Annotated in this window: 11 protein-coding genes; 4 read left to right on the forward strand and 7 right to left on the reverse strand. The window is 71.3% G+C overall.

The genetic code is table 11. The features are described from left to right. Window positions 1-143: 143 nt before the first annotated feature. From ACIBF5_RS07610 to ACIBF5_RS07620, 3 genes are read left to right on the forward strand one after another with little or no spacing between them, the layout of a single operon-like run. On the forward strand, window positions 144-854 hold the full coding sequence (locus tag ACIBF5_RS07610; RefSeq protein ID WP_396809140.1) for a hypothetical protein: 711 nt from the start codon (window positions 144-146) through the stop codon (window positions 852-854). A gap of 15 nt (window positions 855-869) precedes the next feature. Continuing rightward, window positions 870-1,130, forward strand: coding sequence for a hypothetical protein (locus ACIBF5_RS07615; protein WP_396809142.1), 261 nt, complete (start codon window positions 870-872; stop codon window positions 1,128-1,130). Beyond that, window positions 1,127-1,531, forward strand: coding sequence for a hypothetical protein (locus tag ACIBF5_RS07620; RefSeq protein ID WP_396809144.1), 405 nt, complete (start codon window positions 1,127-1,129; stop codon window positions 1,529-1,531). The genes ACIBF5_RS07615 and ACIBF5_RS07620 overlap by 4 nt, the downstream gene beginning before the upstream one ends. Before the next feature lie 32 nt (window positions 1,532-1,563). Here ACIBF5_RS07620 and ACIBF5_RS07625 read toward each other — a convergent pair whose 3' ends face one another. The 6 genes from ACIBF5_RS07625 to mdlC form a co-directional block, all read right to left on the reverse strand. Beyond that, window positions 1,564-2,037, reverse strand: a complete 474-nt coding sequence (locus tag ACIBF5_RS07625) for a hypothetical protein (protein WP_396809146.1) — start codon at window positions 2,035-2,037, stop codon at window positions 1,564-1,566. An 88-nt stretch (window positions 2,038-2,125) separates the two neighbouring features. Next, window positions 2,126-4,102: a VWA domain-containing protein gene (locus ACIBF5_RS07630; RefSeq protein WP_396809148.1), complete on the reverse strand. Its 1,977-nt coding sequence runs from the start codon at window positions 4,100-4,102 to the stop codon at window positions 2,126-2,128. A gap of 3 nt (window positions 4,103-4,105) precedes the next feature. Beyond that, on the reverse strand, window positions 4,106-5,581 hold the full coding sequence (locus tag ACIBF5_RS07635) for a magnesium chelatase (protein WP_396809150.1): 1,476 nt from the start codon (window positions 5,579-5,581) through the stop codon (window positions 4,106-4,108). A gap of 98 nt (window positions 5,582-5,679) precedes the next feature. Beyond that, complete coding sequence (locus ACIBF5_RS07640) at window positions 5,680-6,177, reverse strand: hemerythrin domain-containing protein (protein ID WP_396809152.1); 498 nt, start codon at window positions 6,175-6,177, stop codon at window positions 5,680-5,682. A gap of 120 nt (window positions 6,178-6,297) precedes the next feature. Next, complete coding sequence (locus ACIBF5_RS07645) at window positions 6,298-6,849, reverse strand: NAD(P)H-dependent oxidoreductase (protein WP_396809154.1); 552 nt, start codon at window positions 6,847-6,849, stop codon at window positions 6,298-6,300. Between the two features lie 113 nt (window positions 6,850-6,962). Then, window positions 6,963-8,558, reverse strand: a complete 1,596-nt coding sequence (gene mdlC, locus ACIBF5_RS07650) for a benzoylformate decarboxylase (RefSeq protein WP_396809156.1) — start codon at window positions 8,556-8,558, stop codon at window positions 6,963-6,965. Between the two features lie 106 nt (window positions 8,559-8,664). On the opposite strand from mdlC, the gene ACIBF5_RS07655 reads away from it, so the two are divergent. Continuing rightward, window positions 8,665-9,288, forward strand: a complete 624-nt coding sequence (locus ACIBF5_RS07655) for a thymidine kinase (protein ID WP_396809158.1) — start codon at window positions 8,665-8,667, stop codon at window positions 9,286-9,288. Here the strand turns inward: ACIBF5_RS07655 and metH are convergent. After that, window positions 9,270-12,851 carry a methionine synthase gene (gene metH, locus ACIBF5_RS07660; protein ID WP_396809414.1) on the reverse strand — a complete coding sequence of 1,194 codons (3,582 nt, stop codon included), beginning with the start codon at window positions 12,849-12,851 and terminating at the stop codon, window positions 9,270-9,272. The genes ACIBF5_RS07655 and metH overlap by 19 nt on opposite strands. Between the last annotated feature and the right edge of the window lie 248 nt (window positions 12,852-13,099).

Below are 13,099 nucleotides of genomic sequence, written 5' to 3' on the forward strand. Positions count from 1 at the left end.
ACCACGTCGACCTCGCGCCACCACCATGAACACCACCGCTTATCTGATCGACTCGCGTCGCGATTACGACAGTACATTGCATTGATCACCATCATTTGCTGACTAGGCTCTCCGCAAAGGTCGTCGCAGCGGGAAGAGGAGCCATGAGCGACACACCCATTGGACTTTCCCGCCGGGGAATCCTCGTCACCGCAGCAGCCGCCTCGGCGGTCACCGTCTCGGGCACGACCCCGGCATTCGCCACCCCGGCCACCGTCAGCGCCACCGAGACCGCCGGTGCCACCAGCCTCGTCACCCGGGACCGCATCGCCGCCGCCGTCATCCGGTCGCCCGGCGGCGGCCTGACCGCACTGCCGTTCCAGGTGGACCTGCACGACCGGCTCGGTGCCTGGCTGGCGTTCTGGTCGGCCAACTCGCCGTCGAACTGGCACGAGCCGGTCGAGGTGACCGGGCGGACCGACGCCACCGGCGCGGTGTTCGCCCTCACCGCGATCCGCTACCGCCGGCACGACCAGGCACACGACGGGTTCGTGGCCGGGCGCGCGGATCGGACCTACTGGGCCACCCTGGCCAGCCTGCACCACCACTTCGGTCGCGTCGAACCGGTCGGTGGAGCCGTCCACGTCTCGGGCGCCGCCACCGGCTACACCGGCTCCCCCGACCAACACGCCTTCATCGCCTCGGCCTGCCGCGAACTGTGGGGCTACCGGGCCGCCGCCGACACCGACTGGCACGGCGCGGCAAACCGCGCGTTGCGCCGGGCCGGCCAGGGGGCCGACATCGTCTCCCGGGCCGGTTGGGCGGCATTCACCAGAACAAGCCTGCGACTCGGACTGGACACCGAGTCGTACTAGCCACAGGAGGCAGGAATGGCACGTAGCGAATTCCGATTCGTCGTCGACGGAGTCGAACTGGACGAGGCACAGAAAGCGCGCATCGCCGGTGAGATCCAGAAAGCCGGGCTGAACGCGCTGCACAACGTATCGGCCCGACTCTCCAACCCGCTGACCGTCGGCCACGGGAACATCAAGCTCCGCCCCGAGTGGTACGGCCTCTGGGTGCTGGACGGCCCGCTCGCCGAGGAACTCGGCCACAAGATCAACGACATCGGCTTCTGGATCCAACGGTGACCGACGCTCCCGTACGGACGGACCCGTCGGAGCGGATGTGCCCGAGCACGCCGAAGGCGAACGCCACGGTGTTCCTGGGCATGATCACTCCGGCGGGCCGGGTCGCGTACGTCACCCCACCGCTCGCCGCCGAGGTGGCCCTGGCCGGACTCCCCGACCCGACCGAAGCGACCGAGTCCCGCTACCGCCTCGCCGGGCCCTGCGTCACCTCGTCCTGCGGCTTCTGGACCGGCGACCACTGTGGCCTCGGCGAAAGGTTGGTCGCCTCGTACCAGGAAACCGGGGTGCCGGACGAGGCCGCGCTGCCACGCTGCGCCATCCGGCGGACCTGCCGGTGGTACGCCGAGCAGGGACCGGCCGCCTGCCCCGCCTGCTCGCACGTGGTCACCGACGCCCGCTGAGCCACCCGATTCCGGAACACCGGAGCCGCCGGTCAGCCAAGGGCGGGGTCGCGCAGCAGGCAGAGGTCGTCGGCGTGCGCGGGCAGGTGCACCCGGCCATGGATGTCGAGCACCCGCCCCCAGGGCAGGGCCTCGTCGATGTCGAGCCGGGGCGCCTCCCGCAACCGGGTCTGGACCAGCGTGTCCACCCGGTCACCCACCTGCTCGGTCAGCGCGCAGAGCTGGTCACTGGTGGCACGCAACCGGTCGGTCAGACCGTCCAGCCCGCCGTACCGGGCGACCAGGTCGTCGAGCTGCGGGCGGTGAATGGTGTCCAGTTCGTAGTAGGCGTACGGCGAACCGACGAGCACCGCCTCGGTGGCGTCGGCGAGTAACTCGTCGTTCGCCACCAGGTGGGCGAGCACCTGCTCCGCGCTCAGCCCGTCACCGTCCGGCGAGCCGAACCCGCCCAGCGTGACCTCACGCAACAGGTCCTCGTACGCCCGACGCAGCTCGGCCGTCTCCATTCCCCGAGCTTACGACCGCTGGGCGGGGCACCGGGGCAGGTTGGGAAGTGCCCCGGGCCGGCTCACCTCGCCGCCCCGGGGACGTACGTCAACGCCGACGACCCCGACGGACCCGCAGGTAGTCGGCGACCACGTACTGACCCAGATCCTCGGTCGACGGGGTGAAGACCCGCCCACCCGAGCGCTTCGCCACCGCGTCGACGAACCGGCGCAGGCCCGGATCCTCGCCGAGCATGAACAGGTTCATCGTGGCGCCGTACCGGGTCAGGGCGTCGACCTCGACCACGGTGGCCTCGATCGTCTCCCGCAACGGCGGCCAGTGGAACACCGCCTCGCCGTCGTCCGGATCCAGGTGCGCCGTCGGCTCCCCATCGGTCACCACCAGCACCACCGGCTCGCTGCCCGCGTGCCGGCGCAGGTGCCGCCCGGCCAGCCGCAACGCGTGCTGGAGGTTGGTCCCCTGCACCATGTCCGGCTCGACCGCCGCCAGCTCCTCCTGGGAGAGCGTCGCCGCCTCCCGGCCGAACCCGACGATCTGCAACGCGTCCTGCGGGAACCGGGTCGCCACCAGGTGCGAGAGGGCCAGCGCGGTCTGCTTCATCGGACCCCACCGCCCCTCCGAGATCATCGAATAGGAGAGGTCAACACAGAGTGCGACCGCCGCAGACGCCCGCCGCTCCGTCTCCACCACCTCGAAGTCCTCGACCGCCAGCGCGACCGGCACCCCGCCGCCACCACGGCGTACCGCGCGGGCGACCGTGCGCACGACGTCGAGCGGCTGCTCGTCGCCGTACTCCCAGGGCCGGGAGGCCCCGGTGACCTCGCCGGCCGCACCGGCCGCGCGCAGGTCATGCTCCCCGCGTTTGCCGGAACCGAGATCGGCGAAGACTCGACGCAGGGCCGTGCCGCCGAGCCGGCGCAGTGCCTTCGGGCTCAGCGTCAGGCCCTCGGCGTCCCGCGTCACCCAGCCCTGCCGGCGCAGCTCCCGCTCCAGGTCACGCAGGCGGCGTACGTCGTCGGCGGCGTCCCGCCCCAGGTTGCGCCGGACCGCCTCCACGTCCACCTCGTCCAGGGTCGCCCCCGGATGCTCCTGCCCGAGCTGGTCCAACAGGTCGTCCCACTCGGCCAGCTCGGCGAGTGCCCCGGTCGCCTGCCCGTAGTCGAGGGGCTGCTCTCCCCGCACCCGCTCCCGCCGGTCCCAGGCGAGGTCCGGGCGGAGTCCACGCAGGTTGTTGTCGAGCGCGGACATCTCCCGGGCCAGGTCCGGGCCGAGCGCCGACTCCATCAGCTGGGCCAGTTCGGACCGCTGACTGTCGGAGAGCGAACGCATCAGCCGTTCCCCGGCGGCGGCCCGCCGGGCGAGTACGTCCACCAGTTCGTCGGTCGACCCGGGCTGCTCCGGGAAGAACTCGCCGTGCCGGCGCATGAACTCGGCGAACGCGTCGGTGGTGTCCTCACCCCGACCGTGTCGCGCGAGCAGGTCGTTCAGGTCGTGCATCATCTCGCCGAGTTGCTGGCGGGCGGCCGGGTCGGCGGCCGACGAGCGGAGCGCGTCGCGCATCCCGGCGAACCGCTGTTCGAGCACGTCCCGGCGAAGCCCGTCGAGGATCTGCTGGTACGCCTGACGGGCCTCGTCGCTGGCCCACTCGTAGCCGTTCAGCTCCTCGACGGCGCGGGCGGTGGAGTGGGGCAGGTTGTCGAGCACCGCCTCGGCGAACCGGGCGGCGTCGTCGTCCCGGCCCCGCAGTTCGTCGCGTTCGGCGGCGAGGGCCTGGTCGAGCAGGGCCTGCGCACGGGTGACCGCACCGTCGAGGTTGCCGCGACGCATCGCCTCCCGACGCAGCCGCCGGGCCCGGGCGAGCAGGTCGTCGAGGCCGGCGCGACCCTCCGGTCCACGGCGCAGCAGGGCACGCAGCGCGTCCCGGAGGCTCCCCCCGGCCAACACCTCGGCACCGACGGAGTCGACCGCGGCACGCACGTCGTACGGCGGGGCGAGCGGGTCCGGACCGCCCCGCCAGGAGCCGTACCGGAACCGGTTTCCGCCGGGCAGGTCAGCGCGGGTCATCGGTTAGCCCCGCCCACCGGCCGACCGGCCGCCCTCCGGGTTGCGCCCGCCGTAGCGGGTCCGGCCGTCCTCGGTCACGTCCTTGGCCAGCCGACGGGTCAGGTGCAGCCCTTCGAGCACGAACTCGATGCCGGCGGCGGCCTCGCCCGGGGTGGGCGCGTCACCGAGCCCGAGCCGGTCCAGCGCCTTCGCCAGCCCCGGTACGGTGCCGACCTGGCGCAGCAGGTCCGCGGTGCCGACCAGCTCACCGGTCTCGATCACGGTGCCCTCGGCGACCAGGTTGATGAAACCGGAGAGGTCGAGTCCGGCGAGCCGGTCCCGGAACGTCTCCGCGGTGGCGGTACGCAGCAGGTGGCCGAGGATCTCGACCTCGCGCCCTTCCTCGCCGCTCTCGAACTCGACCTTGCCCCGCAGGGTGCTGGTGACGGAGACCGCGTCACCGACCCGGGCGACCGGCGCACCTGAGCCCTCAGCATCCTCGCCGAGCAGGCTGCCCCGGCGCAGTGCGGCGGCGGCCACGGTTTCGGCGGCGGCGATGGCGAACCGGGCCGAGACCCCCGAGCGGGGGTCGACCGACGGCGACTCGCGGACCGCACGGGCGAACCGGGCCAGCACCTCCAGCACGTGTTCCGGTACGGCGGCGACGAGTTCCGCCTCCTGCCGGATCAGGTCCAGCTCCAACTCCAGGTCGAGCGGGTAGTGGGTGCGGACCTCGGCGCCGAACCGGTCCTTGAGCGGGGTGATGATCCGGCCCCGGTTGGTGTAGTCCTCCGGGTTGGCGCTTGCCACCAGGAGCAGGTCCAGGGGTAGCCGGAGCTGGTAGCCACGGACCTGGATGTCCCGCTCCTCCAGCACGTTGAGGAGCGCGACCTGGATCCGTTCGGCGAGGTCGGGGAGTTCGTTGACGGCGAAGATGCCCCGGTTGGTACGGGGAACCAGCCCGAAGTGGATCGTCTCCGGGTCACCGAGGGTGCGTCCCTCGGCGATCCGGATCGGGTCGACGTCGCCGATCAGGTCGCCGACGCTGGTGTCCGGGGTGGCGAGCTTCTCGCCGTACCGCATCGAGCGGTGCAGCCAGGCGATCGGCAGCTCGTCACCGGTCTCGGCGACGAGCCGACGGGTGGCCGGGGTCAGCGGGTGCAGCGGGTGCTCGTTGAGGACCGAGCCGGGCAGCACCGGGGTCCACTCGTCGAGCAGTTGGGCGAGCCCTCGGATCAGTCGGGTCTTGCCCTGCCCACGCTCGCCGAGCAGGACCAGGTCGTGCCCGGCGAGCAGGGCCCGCTCCACCTCGGGCAGCACGGTGTCCTGGTAGCCCACGATGCCGGGGAACCGCTCCTCGCCCGCCCGCATCCGGGCGAGCAGGTTGTTCCGGAGTTCCTGTTTCACGGTGCGGTAGCGGTGACCTGCGGCGCGCAGCTCTCCGAGCGTGCGGGGCAGGTCGGCCGGCGGATTGGGCGGCAACTGGGATATCTCCGTCACCTGGAACACGCTAGCTCGCCGCGCTGCCCACCGTCAGGGCTGCGGTTGATCTCCGACGGGACGGTGGTCACCTCGCTGGCGGGAATAGGGGTCTGACGTCAGCGATGTGCCTGGATGTACTGCTGGGGGTCCTTGTCCCGGAACATGAGGCCCTTGCCGTTCGGGTGCTGGCCGTAGAAGGTGAGCCAGCGGGAACCGAGTTCGGCCCGCAGTTCGACGCCGGCGTTTCGCCGGAAGTCGGCCAGCGCCCCGTCCTCCTCCTCGGCCAGGTGCTCGCTGTTCTCCTTCCGCGCCCGCCAGACCGCCGCCCACCACTCGCCGGAGCCGAGTACGTGCTGCTTCGCCTCGGCGATGGCGTCCCGGATGTGGTTGTGGTCGCCGATGGCGTCGTCGGTCTCCGCCGCACCGTCGTCACCGTGCCGGACCAGGTACGGGTAGAGGATCGCCTCCTCCGCCTCGGCGTGGATGTCCAGGTGCAGCGCCAGCGCCTCCCAGACCGCCCGGATCTCGGCATCGTCCCGGGCGTCGTCGAGGCGTGCGAAGCCGCGCCGGAAGGCGTGGTGGTCGTCCAGGATGAGTGCGGTGATGTCGTCCATGACGGTTGTCCTTCGGCGCGGTCGTCGGCCGGTTCCGGTCCGGCCCCGGTTCGGGTGCGGCCACCGGCTCGGGCCGGAAGCAAGCCCCACGCTAACCCGGGGCGCTGCCGGTCGCCCGGGTTACGCGCGGACCGGGAGCCGCCCGAGGGCCTCGGCGACCGGTCCCGCCTGCCGGTCGGCCCACTCCAGGACCGGTTGTTCGCTCGCGGCGAGTGCCGCTTCCCGCAGGGCGAGCGGTTCGGCGGGCAGTTCGGCGCCGAGTTCGACCAGTACGTCGGTGAGCGCGTCGGTCACCGCGCGCAGGTGGGCGTCGGAGGCCGCGACCGTGACCGGTACGGCGACGACACCGGCCAGCCCACGGTGGCCGAACTGGTCCAGGAAGATCTTCAACAGTCCGGTGTAGCTGCCCTTGTAGGTGGGGGTGGCGACGACGAGCAGTCGGGCCGAGCGGACCAGCTCGAACGGGTCGTCCACCGCGGCGGCGGCGACGGCCGGCTCGGGGCCGAAGGTGACCCCGACGAGGGTGGCGAGTTCCAGCACCTGTACGCCGTGTGGCGGGACGGCCGTGCGGCCGACTCCGGCGACCAGCGCCTCGGTGGCGGCCTCGGCAAGGGCTCGGCTGCGTGATCCGGGGCGCGGATTGCCGACCAGCACCACGATCTCGGCGGTCACGACGTTCTCCTCTCGGTATTCCTCAATCCCGATCGGATTAGTAGTGTAATCGCTGTCGGCGCTCCACGGCAGGGGCGGAACCGGCCCCCGAAGAATCGGGGCAGAACCGGGGCTCAGAGAATCGGCGGCACCTCGGCGGTGATCGGCACCGCCAGCACGGTCGGCCCGTCCGCAGCGAGCGCCGCCCGGAACGCCTCGACAAAGCCGTCCAGGGTCGTCAGCCGGGGCGCATGCGCGCCGAAACCGGCGGCGACGGCGGGAATGTCGAGGTCGGGCAGGTCCAGTCCGGGCACCCCGGCGGTCTCCTTGAACTCGGCGAACGCCTTGAGGATGCCGTACTGGCGGTTGACCGGAACCACGAAGACCACCGGCAACCGATGCTGGGCGGCGGTCCAGAGGGCCTGCACCGAATACTGCAACGAACCGTCCCCGATCACCGCGATCACCGGCCGGCTCCGGCCGGTGGCCCGCTGGGCGAGGGCGATACCGACCGCGGCGGGCAGCCCGAAGCCGAGGCCACCACTGGCCGTGGTGAAGTACGAGCCGGGCCGGTTGATCGGCAGGTAGCGGCGCAGGACGGTCAGATTCGACGGGGACTCGGCCACCAGGATCCCGTCCGCCGGCCAGTGCCGGGCGAGCAGGTCGAAAAGCGCCGCCGGGGCGGGCGGGTCGCCGACCTCCGGCTCCGGTGGCGCCGGCCGGGGCGGCGGCGGCGGACGGTCCGCGACCGGGACGAGCGCGGCCAACGCCGCACAGGCCAGACCGGGGTCGCCGAGCAGGCTCTCCCCCACCGGGGCGCGGGCGGCCTCGGCCGGATCGTCGGTGATGTGCAGCAGTTGGGTGCCGGGCGGCAGATAATCGCCGGGCACATGCGGGTAGTAACGGAAGATCGGCGCCCCGATCACCAGCACCGTGTCGTGCCCGCGCAGGCGTTCCCCGAGCGGGCCGATCGCGAACGGCAGGATGCCCTGGAACTGCGGATGGTCCTCCGGGAAGCCGGCCCGTTCCGGCGCGGGCGCGGACCAGACCGGGGCCCGGGTCCGCTCGGCCAGCGCCACCGCCGCCGGCCAGCCACCGCTGCGGTCGACCCCGCCACCGAAGACCAGCACCGGGTTCGCGCTCGCCGCGAGCAGCTCGGCGAAGTCCGCCAACCGCTGTGGATCGGCGGCGAACCGGCGGCTGACCCGACGCAGTTGCGGCACCGGTTCGGCCGGCTGGTGCCAGTCGTCCAGCGGTAACGAGAGGAAGACCGGACCGGCCGGCGGCTGCACCGCCGTGTGGTACGCGCGCATCAGCGCCGCCGGGATGTCCTGGGCGCGGACCGGCTCGTAGCTCCACTTGACGTACGGCTGCGCCAGTTCCGCCGGACGTACGTTGGTCAGTCGGGGCTCGATCAGCAGCATCTCCCGCGCCTGCTGACCGGCGGTCACGATGAGCGGGGTCTTGTTGTGCCAGGCGGTGATGAGGTTGCCCATGGCGTTACCGGTGCCGGGGGCGGTGTGCAGGTTGACGTGCGCGGGCTCGCCGGTCGCCTGGGCGTACCCGTCGGCCATTGCCACCGCGGACGCCTCCTGGAGGGCGAGCACGTAGCTGAAGTCAGACGGGAAGTGGCCGAGGAAAGGCTCCTCGGTCGAGCCGGGGTTGCCGAAGACAGTGGTCATGCCGAGGCGCCGGAGCAGGTCGTACGTCGTCTCCCGGACCGTCGCCATGGACAAACTCCCCCCGTCTGAGCGGGACTACCCACGATCACGTCGGTTATCCGGGCACATTTGGCCCTTTCTTCGACGGTCGGACCCGGGCGCTACGGTGTGCGCCGTGGATCTCACCGTCATCCTCGGGCCGATGAAGAGCGGAAAGTCGCTCGAACTGGTCAGCCTGCTCTCGCCGTTGCAGTACACGAACGTCCGGCACCGGGTCTACCAGAGCGCCCGGCACGTACGCGACATCGGCGTCGTCTCCCGCAGCGGCGCCGCCCTCGCCACGGTGAAGACCACCAGCCTCGCCGCCGCCCTCGACGAGGAGGTGGACGTGGTCGGCATCGACGAGGTGCACATGTTCACCGCCGACGACATGGCGGTGGTACGGGTACTGCTCCAGCGCGGCACCCGGGTGGTCGCGGCCGGCATCGACCTCGACCACCGGGGCGAGATGTTCGCGCCGGTACGCGCCCTGCTCGAACTCGGCCCCGCGACGGTCACCTACCGGCGCGCGGTCTGCGACATCTGCCGCGACTTCACCGCCGTCTACACCCAGGTTCTCGAACACGGCGAGCCGATGATCCGGGTGCTGCCGCCCTCCACCGCCCTGCCCGACGACGGCACCTACACGTACGAGGCCCGATGCCGTCACTGTGCCGTGCTGCCCGCCGCGGTGACCGTGCCGACCCAGGCGAACCGCCTGAGCCGGCACGGTCGACCGGATCACTCCGTCGGCTCGTAGCCGAGGTTGGGGCGGAGCCAGCGCTCGATCTCGGACGTCTCGACACCCTTGCGGGCGGCATAGTCCTCGACCTGGTCCCGGCCGATCCGACCAACCGCGAAGTAGCGCGACCCGGGGTGGGAGAAGAGCAGGCCACTGACGCTGGCCGGCGGGGTCATCGCGTACGACTCGGTGAGCGCCATGCCGAGTGACTCGGCGTCGAGCAGGTCGAAGAGCTTCGACTTCTCCGAGTGGTCGGGGCTGGCCGGGTAACCGAAGGCCGGGCGGATGCCCCGGAACCGCTCCGCGTGCAGGTCCTCCAGCAGCGGTTCGGCGTCCGGCTCGTACCAGGCGCGACGCGCTTCGAGGTGGACGTACTCGGCGCACGCCTCGGCGAGCCGGTCAGCCAGGGCCTTCACCGAGATGGCCCGGTAGTCGTCCTGCTCGGTCTCGTAGCGGGCGGCCAGTTCCTCGGCCCCGTGGATCGAGACGGCGAAGGCGCCGAGGTGGTCGCCCTCGGCGGCGACATAGTCGGCGAGGCACCGGTTCGGCCGGTTGTCGCCCCACGCGGCCTGCTGGCGCAGCATCGGGAAGCGGGGTCCGTCGCTGACCACCACGTCGTCGCCGTCGCGCCGCGCTGGCCAGAATCCGTACACCCCGCGCGCCTGGAACAGCCCGCCCGCGATGATCTCGTCGAGCAGCGTGTTCGCCTCGTCGTAGAGTTCCCGAGCGGCCGGCTGGTCGAGAATGCCGGGGAACTTGCCCTTCAGCTCCCATGCCGAGAAGTAGAACTGCCAGTCGATGTACCCGCGCAGCACGTTCAGGTCGGGGTTGACGACCCGGGTGCCGGTGAAGGCGGGCGTCGGCAGGTCGTCGAAGGCGAGCCGCTCGGCCCGGGACCGCGCCACACCCAACGGGAGCAGGGTCCGCTGTTCCTTCGCCGCGTGCTGCTCCCGCAGTCGCTCCTGCTCCAGCCGGTTTCGCTGGTCGAACTCCTCGGCCAGTACCGGGTCGAGCAGGTCGGAGACGACGCCCACCACCCGGGACGCGTCGAGCACGTGCACGGTCGGCTGGGCGTACGCGGGGGCGATCCGCACCGCCGTGTGCTGCTTCGACGTGGTCGCGCCACCGATCAGCAGCGGCAGCTTGAGCCCGCGCCGCTCCATCTCCCGGGCCACATTGATCATCTCGTCCAGGGAGGGGGTGATCAGGCCGGAGAGCCCGATCGCGTTCGCCCCCTCGGCGACGGCGGTGTCCAGGATCTTCGCCGCCGGCACCATCACCCCGAGGTCGATCACCTCGTAGTTGTTGCAACCGAGCACCACGCCGACGATGTTCTTGCCGATGTCGTGCACGTCGCCCTTGACCGTGGCGAGTACGACCTTGCCCTGCACCCGGCCGCCGTCGGTACGCCCCTCCCGCAGCGCCTGTTCCTTCTCCTCCTCCATGAACGGCTCCAGGTAGGCGACCGACCGCTTCATCGCCCGCGCGCTCTTCACCACCTGCGGCAGGAACATCTTGCCGGCGCCGAAGAGGTCACCGACGATCTTCATGCCGTCCATCAGTGGCCCCTGGATAACGTCGAGCGGCCGGTCGGCCTGCAGCCGCGCCTCCTCGGTGTCCTCCTCGATGAAGTCGACGATGCCGTGTACGAGCGCGTGGCCGAGCCGCTGGTGCACCGGCGCCTCCCGCCAGGAGAGGTCGCGCTCGCGCTTCGTCGCCGCCCCGGTGACCGTGCCCGCGAACGCCACCAGCCGGTCGGTGGCGTCCGCCCGCCGGTCGAAGATCACGTCCTCGACGAGTTCGAGCAGGTCGGCCGGAATGTTCTCGTAGACGACGAGCTGACCCGCGTTGACGATGCCCATGTCCAGGCCGGCTCGGATCGCGTGGAAGAGGAACGCCGAGTGCATCGCCTCGCGGACCACGTCGTTGCCCCGGAAGGCGAACGACAGGTTGGAGATGCCGCCGCTGGTACGCACACCGGGGCAGCGCTCGTGGATCAGCGGCAACGCGTCGATGAACGCCTTCGCGTACCCGTTGTGCTCCTCGATCCCGGTGGCGACGGCGAGCACGTTCGGGTCGAAGATGATGTCCTCGGGGGCGAAGCCCGCCTCCCGGGTGAGCAGGTCGTACGCCCGACCGCAGATCTCCACCTTCCGCTGCGTGGTGTCGGCCTGCCCCTGCTCGTCGAAGGCCATCACGACCACGCCCGCACCGGCGGTGCGTACGTGCCGGGCCTGGGCCAGGAAGGACTCCTCGCCCTCCTTCAGGCTGATCGAGTTCACCACGCCCTTGCCCTGCACGCAGGCGAGTCCCGCCTTCAGCACGCTCCAGCGCGAGCTGTCGATCATGATCGGGATCCGGGCGACCTCCGGCTCCGTCGCGATCAGGTTGAGGAACGTGATCATCGCCTGCTCGCCGTCGAGCAGATCGGCGTCCATGTTCACGTCGAGCAGGTTCGCCCCACCCCGGACCTGCTCCAGCGCGACGTCCACCGCGCCCTGGTAGTCCTTCGCCTCGATCAGCCGCCGGAACCGCGCCGAACCGGTGACGTTGGTGCGCTCACCGATCATCACGAAACCGGTGTCGGCACCGATCTCGAACGGCTCCAGCCCACTGAACCGGGTCCTCGGCCGGCGTTCCGGCACCGGACGCGGCGCCACCCCGGCGACCTCGGCGGCGATCTGCGCGATGTGCGCCGGCGTGGTGCCACAGCAACCACCGGCGATGTTCAGCAGCCCCGCCTCAGCGAACTCGCGCAACTGCCGGGACGTGTCGTGCGGCAGTTCGTCGTAACCACCGAACGCGTTCGGCAGCCCCGCGTTCGGGTGGCTGCTGACGTACGTCTGCTCCGCCAGCCGGGCCAGCTCGGCGACGTGTGGGCGCATCTCCTGCGCACCGAGCGAACAGTTCACCCCGACGACCAGCGGTTTCGCGTACTCGACCGAGGACCAGAACGCCTCTACCGTCTGCCCGGAGAGGGTACGGCCACTCAAGTCGACGATCGTGACCGAGAGCCAGATCGGCACCTGGGGTGCCACCTCACGGGCCGCCGCGAGCGCCGCCTTCGCGTTGAGCGTGTCGAAGATCGTCTCGATCAGGAAGAGGTCCACGCCGCCGTCGGCCAGGGCCAGCAACTGCTCCGCGTACGCGGCCTTGACCTGGTCGAACGTCACCGACCGGTGCGCCGGGTCATCGACTCGGGCGGAGAGCGAGAGGGTGACGTTCAGCGGGCCGACCGAGCCGGCGACAAAGCGCCCACCGGCCTCGTCGGCGGCCTGACGGGCGAGCCGGGCGGCGGCGAGGTTCATCTCGCGTACCTCGGCCTCCAGGCCGTAGTCGGCCTGTCCGATGCTGGTCGCGGTGAACGTGTTGGTGGTGGTGATGTCGGCGCCCGCCGCCAGATACTGCCGGTGCACGTCAAGGATGAGGTCGGGCCGGGTCAGGTTCAGCAGGTCCGGGTCGCCGGTCAGGTCGTGCCCGTGATCACGGAACCGTTCGCCACGGTAGTCGGCCGCCGTCAGCCCCGCGCCCTGGAGCATCGTGCCCCAGGCACCGTCGAGAACGAGAATCCGCTGCTCCAGCAGTTCCCGCAAGCCTTGCCCGTGATCCGCCACCCGTACTCCTTTATTGCCCACCGCGGCTGCCGCCACGTCCCGGAACTCAACCGCGCGGCCCCGCCCGCGCCCCCAAAGAGACTAGAGCGACCCCGGACAGCAGGGTCACAGCCCACGCAGGACGGGGTCGAGGAAGTGTTCGACCGTATCCTTGGTCACCCGCCGCAGCCAGCGGGCCGTAGCCGAGCATCGAGCGGACGACGTGTCGTTCGGTC

This window comes from Micromonospora sp. NPDC050417, assembly GCF_044458865.1.
In the GTDB taxonomy this organism is placed as follows: domain Bacteria; phylum Actinomycetota; class Actinomycetes; order Mycobacteriales; family Micromonosporaceae; genus Micromonospora_G.

Excerpts from the sequence above, each read along its gene's own strand:
- mdlC (WP_396809156.1), bottom strand. The coding sequence starts at position 8,558 with ATGGCGACGGTCCGGGAGACGACGTACGACCTGCTCCGGCGCCTCGGC.
- ACIBF5_RS07610 (WP_396809140.1), top strand. The coding sequence starts at position 144 with ATGAGCGACACACCCATTGGACTTTCCCGCCGGGGAATCCTCGTCACC.
- ACIBF5_RS07625 (WP_396809146.1), bottom strand. The coding sequence starts at position 2,037 with ATGGAGACGGCCGAGCTGCGTCGGGCGTACGAGGACCTGTTGCGTGAG.
- ACIBF5_RS07630 (WP_396809148.1), bottom strand. The coding sequence starts at position 4,102 with ATGACCCGCGCTGACCTGCCCGGCGGAAACCGGTTCCGGTACGGCTCC.
- ACIBF5_RS07615 (WP_396809142.1), top strand. The coding sequence starts at position 870 with ATGGCACGTAGCGAATTCCGATTCGTCGTCGACGGAGTCGAACTGGAC.
- ACIBF5_RS07640 (WP_396809152.1), bottom strand. The coding sequence starts at position 6,177 with ATGGACGACATCACCGCACTCATCCTGGACGACCACCACGCCTTCCGG.